The organism is Psychrobacillus sp., from assembly GCF_056205495.1.
Window position 1 is genome coordinate 1 of the sequence record NZ_JBAEAP010000183.1, and the last position, 7,948, is coordinate 7,948.

Annotated in this window: 8 protein-coding genes and 1 riboswitch; of the genes, 4 read left to right on the forward strand and 4 right to left on the reverse strand. The window is 39.2% G+C overall.

Going from position 1 to position 7,948, the window contains the following annotated elements; genetic code table 11:
- Positions 1-4 precede the first annotated feature (4 nt).
- From AC06OU_RS05460 to AC06OU_RS05475, 4 genes are all read left to right on the forward strand, one after another.
- The gene (locus AC06OU_RS05460; protein WP_475854485.1) at positions 5-529 is read left to right on the forward strand and encodes a redoxin domain-containing protein; all 525 of its coding nucleotides are present in this window, start codon (positions 5-7) and stop codon (positions 527-529) included.
- A gap of 72 nt (positions 530-601) precedes the next feature.
- Positions 602-2,023 (forward strand): S41 family peptidase, encoded by a 1,422-nt coding sequence (locus AC06OU_RS05465; protein ID WP_475854476.1) that lies wholly within the window; start codon positions 602-604, stop codon positions 2,021-2,023.
- An 82-nt stretch (positions 2,024-2,105) separates the two neighbouring features.
- Positions 2,106-3,275 carry a PDZ domain-containing protein gene (locus AC06OU_RS05470; RefSeq protein WP_475854477.1) on the forward strand — a complete coding sequence of 390 codons (1,170 nt, stop codon included), beginning with the start codon at positions 2,106-2,108 and terminating at the stop codon, positions 3,273-3,275.
- Positions 3,276-3,283: 8 nt separating this feature from the next.
- Positions 3,284-3,535 (forward strand): CsbA family protein, encoded by a 252-nt coding sequence (locus AC06OU_RS05475; protein WP_169361045.1) that lies wholly within the window; start codon positions 3,284-3,286, stop codon positions 3,533-3,535.
- A gap of 226 nt (positions 3,536-3,761) precedes the next feature.
- Here the strand turns inward: AC06OU_RS05475 and AC06OU_RS05480 are convergent, their stop codons facing one another.
- The 4 genes from AC06OU_RS05480 to AC06OU_RS05495 are packed head-to-tail and all read right to left on the reverse strand — an operon-like array spanning position 3,762 to position 7,534.
- A complete protein-coding gene (locus AC06OU_RS05480) occupies positions 3,762-4,964 on the reverse strand; it encodes a M20 family metallopeptidase (protein ID WP_475854479.1) in 1,203 nt (400 codons plus the stop codon).
- 18 nt (positions 4,965-4,982) lie between these two features.
- On the reverse strand, positions 4,983-5,846 hold the full coding sequence (locus tag AC06OU_RS05485) for a MetQ/NlpA family ABC transporter substrate-binding protein (protein WP_475854480.1): 864 nt from the start codon (positions 5,844-5,846) through the stop codon (positions 4,983-4,985).
- A 10-nt stretch (positions 5,847-5,856) separates the two neighbouring features.
- On the reverse strand, positions 5,857-6,519 hold the full coding sequence (locus AC06OU_RS05490; protein ID WP_475854482.1) for a methionine ABC transporter permease: 663 nt from the start codon (positions 6,517-6,519) through the stop codon (positions 5,857-5,859).
- Positions 6,509-7,534: a methionine ABC transporter ATP-binding protein gene (locus tag AC06OU_RS05495; RefSeq protein WP_475854483.1), complete on the reverse strand. Its 1,026-nt coding sequence runs from the start codon at positions 7,532-7,534 to the stop codon at positions 6,509-6,511. The genes AC06OU_RS05490 and AC06OU_RS05495 overlap by 11 nt, the downstream gene beginning before the upstream one ends.
- A gap of 148 nt (positions 7,535-7,682) precedes the next feature.
- Positions 7,683-7,791: riboswitch (SAM riboswitch) on the reverse strand.
- Positions 7,792-7,948: the final 157 nt, after the last annotated feature.

A 7,948-nucleotide genomic window follows, 5' to 3' on the forward strand; every position in this document is an offset into this window, starting at 1 on the left:
TACTATATCATTTGTAAAAAAAAATATTGATGAAAAGGAAGATCCTTTTGAAGGGGAGCAAATGGGGACAGATATGGCTGAAAACCCAGCAAACAAAGGGACTGGTAAAGGAGATAGTGCGCCAGATTTTACTTTAACCACATTGGATGGTAAAGAAGTTTCGTTATCTGATTATAAAGGGAAAAAAGTAGTGTTAAATTTTTGGACATCGTGGTGTCCGCCTTGTAAGGCAGAAATGCCGCATATGCAAAACTTTTACGAGGATATGACGGATGAAGATAATGTGGAGATCTTAGCAGTCAACCTTACTAGCAATGATCATGGATTAGATAAGGTTACTTCCTTTGTCGATGATTATGGTCTGACCTTTCCAATACCCTTGGACGAGGATGGCCTAGTAGAAAATGCGTACAAGATAATTCCTATTCCAACTACATACATGATCGATACTAACGGTATCATTCAAAATAAGATAGTAGGTCCTATGGATGAGCAAATGATGATAGATTATGTCGATAAACTAAAATAAGAATCTGATTTTTGGGCAAGTATTAAACTTCGTTTTCTTCACATATATTAGTGGAAAACTAGGAGGTTGAACTTGCGCAAAAATCGGATTATTTTATTTGGATTCATTTTAGTCATTGTGTTGGTATTAGGGTATTTATGGATGTCTGGAAAATCGTCAGAGCCAGAGAAAAGTAACGTTAGTAGTAGTCAAGTGATTGATGAAGCGTATCAGTTAATAAAAAAAGAGGCTGTTTTCTCGAAGAATGAAAAGTTATTAGTAGAGGGTGCAATTAGAGGTATGGCTGAAGCTTTAGAAGATCCACATTCTTCGTATTTAACGAAAGAGGAAGCGGAGACACAAGAATCTTCTTTAGCTGAAGAACGGGTTGGTATTGGTGTAGAAATTATGAATTCCGGCGGTAAGTTTATTGTTGTTGCTCCCATTAAAGATTCTCCAGCTTATAAAGCAGGTTTGAAGCCTCAGGATGAAATCGTGCGGGTGAACAGTGAACGAGTAGATGGGAAATCTATGGCTGAATTAGTTCGATTATTAAGTGGTGACAAAGGTAGCAGTCTTAAAATGACGATTTATCGTCCAAGCGAAAATCGTCATGTAGAGTTACATATGAAACGAGAGACAATCGCGTTGCATACTGTTTCCAGTGAAGTACTAGAGGTTGACGGAAAATCTATCGGTATTGTTACTATCACAATTTTCGGAGAGAAAACGGCAGAAGAGTGGGAAAAACAAACAAAAGCGTTAGTAGAGCGTGGAATACACGGACTAGTTGTGGATGTCCGAGGTAATCCTGGAGGTTATTTATTTAGCGTTTCTTCTATTATAGGAACCCTTCTACAAAATGGAAGTACATTTGCGTACATGCAAGATGCTAAAGGTGTTTTAGAAACGTTGAATACGGTAAATAAGGACACCCCTTACCTGAACAAGCTACCGGTTGTATTGTTGCAAAATGGGGGTAGTGCTTCTGCTAGTGAAGTTTTGGCTGGTGCGTTAAAAGACAATGAACGTGCCATGATTGTAGGGGAAACAAGCTTTGGTAAAGGTACAGTTCAAGAGACACACCCTTTATCTAATGGTGGAAAGTTAAAAATTTCTACCCATAAATGGTTAACTCCAAAGCAACAATGGATTCATCATAAGGGGATAGAGGCAGATTTGAAGGTAGAGCAGGATGAGTTATTCAACACAGATATTAAATATTATCATGGTGAGTTCCACCAAGGAGATTATGGAGATGAAATTAAGTACGTACAACAAATTCTTAGTGGATTAGGCTACAATATATCACGCAAGGACGGTTATTTTGATGAAGCTACTGTTGAAGCCATAGATAAATATAGAGAGCAAAATAAACTAGAAATTAATTCGAAGCTAGATGAGACGTTCTTTCAGGACTTAACGAACACAATTAATGAGTATAAGGCACGCAAAGAGAATGATCAGCAGCTTCAAATGGGTGTAAGTTATATAATTCACACCTTAAATAAGTAACTTGAGACAATAAACCTATACGGAAGTTCTCCTCGTTTGTTACAATAATAGGAACACTATGTTGTAAGCGAGGAGGATTCGTATGGTACAAGAAATATTAATAGAATTGGCAAAAGGGATTGGACGTTTCTTCCTTCATCCAGCTGTTTATATAACACTTCTTTTTTCTGTATTAATCGGATACTTTCGGGTGAAGAGAGAGAGAAAACAATTTCGAGCGAGAATACTTTGGGGTTGGACAGAGGCCAAGCATTTTTTGCTAGATGGTTATGTATGGGCAATTATTATATCTGTAATTAGTGTAGCGGTTGGATTGGTTATACCGTCCAGTTGGTTATTAGTTTATAGTGTATGGATGATTTTATTTGTTCTACTCTTTATGTATCAGGTCGGTTCTGCAATTTATGCAATTGCCTTAGCGGTAGCTACTTTTTATATCATGTTTTTCTATGATTGGTCTTATGAAATATTTTCATGGGAAATTGTTGGACAAGATATAGATGGACAAGTCATTGTTCCAATTGCTATTTTAGCAGGTTTATTGCTGATAGCAGAGGGTTTTATTATCCAAAAGCATGGGGCGACTAACGCTTCGCCTAGATTGGTTAAAACGGCAAGAGGCAGCGAGGCAATGGAATATGTAACTAAACGACTTTGGTTGTTACCAATTCTATTAGTCATACCTGGAGATGTTATACATACTTATCTGCCGTTCTGGCCACAGTTTACTTTAGGAGAGTCTACATTTTCTTTAATATTGTTTCCTTTTGTAATAGGCTTTCAACAAAAAAGCAGACATTCACTGGCAGAGAAATTTTTCCCTATGTACGGTAAAAGGGTTTGGCAATTAGGAATAATCGTGACAGTTGTAGCAGCGGTAGGCTATATAGAACCACTTATCAGTCTAATAGCTTTGGCGTTGGGAGTAATAGGAAGACTAGTAATATCCTTTATTGAGTATAGAAGAGAGCGTAATGGCTCCTTTGCTGTGTCTCCGCAATCGAATGGGGTAATGATTGCTGGTGTGCTTTCCGACTCTCCAGCAGAAAAGATGGGCTTAAAAATTGGAGAATGTATCGTTAAGGTAAACGGACAAAAAGTAACAGATGAGCAAGAACTGTATGAAGCCGTTCAAATCAATGCAGCCCATTGTAGATTAGAAGTATTGGATCATAATGGAGAGCTTCGATTGAGACAGCATGTTTTGTTTAGACATGACCATTACAGACTAGGATTAATCTTAGTAAGGTAGGAGAAACAATGGAAACTTTATCTATACCAACACAAGTGATACTTGCGATTGTTGCACCTGCTTTGTTAGTTGTGCTTTTTACTCGAATTACCTTTAATCGATATGTGGCCTTGCTACTAACAGTTGCTCTGTTCGCGGCATCTGTGTATGCAGGCTATACTCATCGTTGGTGGATTTATATATTAGATGCTGCATCTCTGACATTTGGATTTTGGTATGCCAGCTATATGAAAGCACGCGACAAAAAATCCGCCCCATAAAGGGCGGATTTTTTTTATCCATCGAGTTGATTGAAAGTAATAGTTAAGTAGACTTCCTCAAACAGGGGGCAAGAGGAAGTCAATTGGTAAAGTGAGATACTTGGATAGGTGCAACACTTTAAATCGTAAGCGCAACACTTAAAGTCATTCCCGCAACACTTCTATCGAAATGCCAAAACTTCAACACTTCACCATAGGCTTTCATTCACCGAATCAGGTATTCAGCTCAATCTTGCTTCTTAGCTAGCGCTTCTTCATATTCCTTTCGTACGTTGTGAAGCAGTTCAGCATCAGTTAGGATGCGATAGCCGGTATTGGCTAGAGCCTTAGCTCCCTTAATTAGTGCTTCGTCACCAAGCTGGGATTTGGCCGCTTCACGGAACTCGATGGTGTGACCTACTAAATCATCTGGACCAATTTTAATATGTGGATGGGCAGTAGGTACAGCATAGCTGATGTTACCAGCGTCTGTTGATCCTTTGCCTTTTCGTTTTTCTGTATGGACAAACTCTCCGACTGCTTCAAGCTCTTCATGAAGGATTTCATCTAATTTAGAATTTAATACAAAGTCCTGAACCTCGTTTTGGAATCGCTCAATTCGTACGGAGGCTCCTGTTGCAAGTGCTGCGCCATTTGCAATAGCATGCACTTTTTCAGCTACTTCCTCTGTTTTCTTCCAGCTTTCAGCTCGGATATAAAAGCGAGCAGAAGCGTAGTCAGGAATGATGTTTGGAGCATCGCCACCGTGGGTGATGATTCCGTGGATACGTACATTGCTTGGAAGCTGCTGACGAAGGGCATTAATGCCATTGAATAAAAGAATGACAGCGTCTAAAGCGTCTATTCCTTTCTCTGGAGATCCAGATGCATGTGCTGCTTTCCCATGGAAATGAAAATCTAATGGATCCACGGCAAGTGTTTCACCAGTTAAAGAAGTCTTGCCAGAAGGGTGAATCATTAGTGCAACATCAACGTCCTTAAGGAAACCGTGTTTCACAAAACTTCCTTTTGCACTTCCATTGGGTCCACCTTCCTCAGCGGGAGTCCCAAGAACGACTACATTTCCTCCTGTAAGAGGGAGGGCCTCTGCTAAGGCAATTCCAGCAGCAACGCTCGTTGTTCCGATAATATTATGCCCGCAAGCGTGACCTAGTCCTGGAAGGGCATCATACTCTGCAAGATAAGCGACGGTTGGCCCTTCTTTAGCTCCCTTTTTTATAGCGTAGAAAGATGTTTCATGCCCAGCAACAGCGGTAGTTACCTCGAAACCGGCGTCACGTAGTAGCTTTACATGTTTTGCACTAGCGAAGAACTCCTGGTTGCCGATTTCAGGGTTATTATGGATTTCCTGACTGACCTGCACGTATAATTCTTTGTTTTCCTCAATTGACTTTAGCAATAATTCCTTTGGTTCTTTTACAATACTCATCTGTATTCCTCCTATTTTTTATTTGATTAGATCTTCAAATGTTTTATCTAGTTGTTCCTGCGTTAAAATAACTAATGCGGATCCGCCTTTTGTATCCTCGGTGATTACTTTTTGGATATCTTCTTCTTGATATAATTCGACAATACGTGTGTATGTTTCGTTATTTTTATCTTCTCCACGGGCTACTATTGTGTTGACATAAGGATAGATGGATTCATCCTTTCCTTCTTCTTTGTATATAGGGTCCTCACCAGGTGAGAAGCCAGCCTGACCGGCAACACCGTTATTGATAATAGAAGCAGTTACGTCGGGCAACACTCGTGGTGTTTGCTGGGCAACCATCGGAATAATATCTAAGTTCAATGGGTTTTCGACAATGCCGCTTGGATCTCCAAAAAGCCCGAAGCTATCTGAAAGTGTGATTAAATCAGCAGACTCTAACAAACGAAGTGCACGAGCCTGGTTAGATGGGTCATCTGGGATCGCAATTTTATCGCCTTTTTTGATTTCACTAATGTCTTTAATTTTTTCCGAATAAACGCCAAGAGGAGCAAACATGGTTGAACCAATTGGAACAAGGTCATTTCCACTTTCCTTTACGTATTGAGATAGGAAGGAAATATGTTGGAAGGCATTTAAATCGATATCTCCCTGTGCTAAGGCATTATTGGGTAAAGTGTAGTCTGCAAACTCGATTAACTCAATTTCTATACCTTCTTTAGCTGCTTTCTCCTTTAAAACCGGCCACTGGGCACCATCAGAGCCATTCACACCAATTTTCACCTTAACTGTATCTTTGTCTGAAGCAGCTGAAGAGTCGTTACAAGCTGCTAAGACTATTGCTGCCAAAAGAGCAATTACTAATAAACTAATTTTTTTCATATCTATTCTCCTATCGTCTGATGAATTTTTTAGATAATGCATTTCCTAACCACTGGGCAAGCTGAACTAAAACGATGAGTATAACAACGGTTACGAGCATAACACTTCCCTCAAATCGCTGATATCCATAGGTCATTGCTACATGACCTAGCCCGCCTCCACCGACTGTCCCTGCTACAGCAGAAAAGTCTATTAAGCTAACAGTTATAAATGTTAAGCCGAGAATAAGGGGTCCAAGAGCTTCAGGTATTAAAACGGTAAATATAATTCGCAATGGACTTGCACCCATCGCTTGCGCTGCTTCAATTACCCCAGGATCTATGCTTACTAAGTTATTTTCCACAACTCGAGCTATAGAAAAGCTGGCGACAATCGTCATTGGAAAAATGGCGGCTGCAGTACCAATTGTTGTTCCCATTACAAATCTAGTGACCTGAGATATAGCTACTAAGAAAATGATAAAGGGGATTGGACGAATAATATTAATCAATATATTTAACAACTGAAAAACAATTTTATTTTCTAAAATGTTTCTTTCTCGTGTTACGAATAATAGAAGTCCAATCGTTATTCCTAAAATTGAACCAAATATTAAAGTGGCAATAACCATAATAATGGTTTCCCCAGTAGCTTCTACAATCCTCGGCCAGAAAGTACTCCAATCAACTTTCATGCTTTGCCACCTCCTGAATGTCAACGATTGTCTCTAGCTCATTAATAGCACTTTGTATTGCAACGATGTCGCCTTCAAAAGACACGATTAAATCTCCAAAAAGCCTTTCCTGTAACTCTCGAATAGATCCATAAACAATATTGAAATGAACGCGATGCTTCTGAGTTACTTGAGATAAAATGGCTTTATTTGTTACATCGCCCTTGAAGATTACTCGATAAAAGCCGTTGCCTCCACGAGAGCGCCAATCCTCTAAAATTTGAGGAGAAGGTAGATCCTGTTGTACAGACCGTATAAAGCGCTGAGAGGTAAGATGCTGTGGATCCGTAAACACATCGAATACGTCTCCTGATTCAATAACCTCTCCATTTTCCATTACAGCTACTCGATCGCAAATGGACTGAATGACGTGCATTTCATGTGTGATTAACAAAATGGTAATTCCAAATTCCTTGTTCACTTTTTTTAGTAAGCGAAGAATTTCTGCAGTAGTTTCTGGATCCAATGCAGAAGTTGCTTCGTCACAAATGAGAATATCAGGTGAGGTAGCAAGTGCCCGAGCAATACCAACGCGTTGTTTCTGTCCACCAGACAACTGGCTTGGATAATCTTTCTCTTTATCAGAGAGCCCGACAAAGCTAAGAAGTTCGTTCACCCTTTTTGTAATTTCACTTTTACTCAAGCCTGCTAGCTTTAGAGGGTAAGCGATATTTCCGCCAACTGTGCGAGAGTGGAACAAATTAAAGTTTTGAAAAATCATTCCAATATTTCTTCGTCTAGCTCGTAACTGTTTGGAAGTCAATGATTTGACATCGATATTCTGAATAAATACAGAGCCTGCAGAAGGACGTTCAAGCATATTAACTAGTCGGAGCAGCGTACTCTTTCCCGCACCACTAAAACCTATGATGCCAAATATCTCACCTTCTTTTATTTTTAGAGAAACATCTTTTACTGCATGCACCTCCCGCTTGCCAAGACGAAAGGTCTTGGAAACATTTTTAAACTCGATCATTCAAATTACCTCCTCATACATCATTGGTTCGTTACAGACAAAAGATAGTCATCTACCTTTCTATCACGAGAAAAAGAGAGCTTCCTTGTTCTTATCTAAAAACGATAAGAAAAAGAAAGCTCTCCAAAATTTACGAAAAAGCCAACTTTTCTCATCTTTCAAGCATTGCGCTTGCAGGAGTTGGCACAGTATTCAAAGATTTGAACCTGTTGCCGAAACGTCATAGGGCCTGATCCCTCGGTTTCTCTAGATAAGAAAGTGATGTGCTATTTAATTGTTGTAAGAATTGTTTTAAACTTTAAACAATAAAAACATAACCGTCAAGAGTTTTTCAAAAATAGGGTAATTTGAACTACTTAATTGATTAATTAAATATAAATTTTTGAAGGGCACAAAAAAATAATAAATAATATA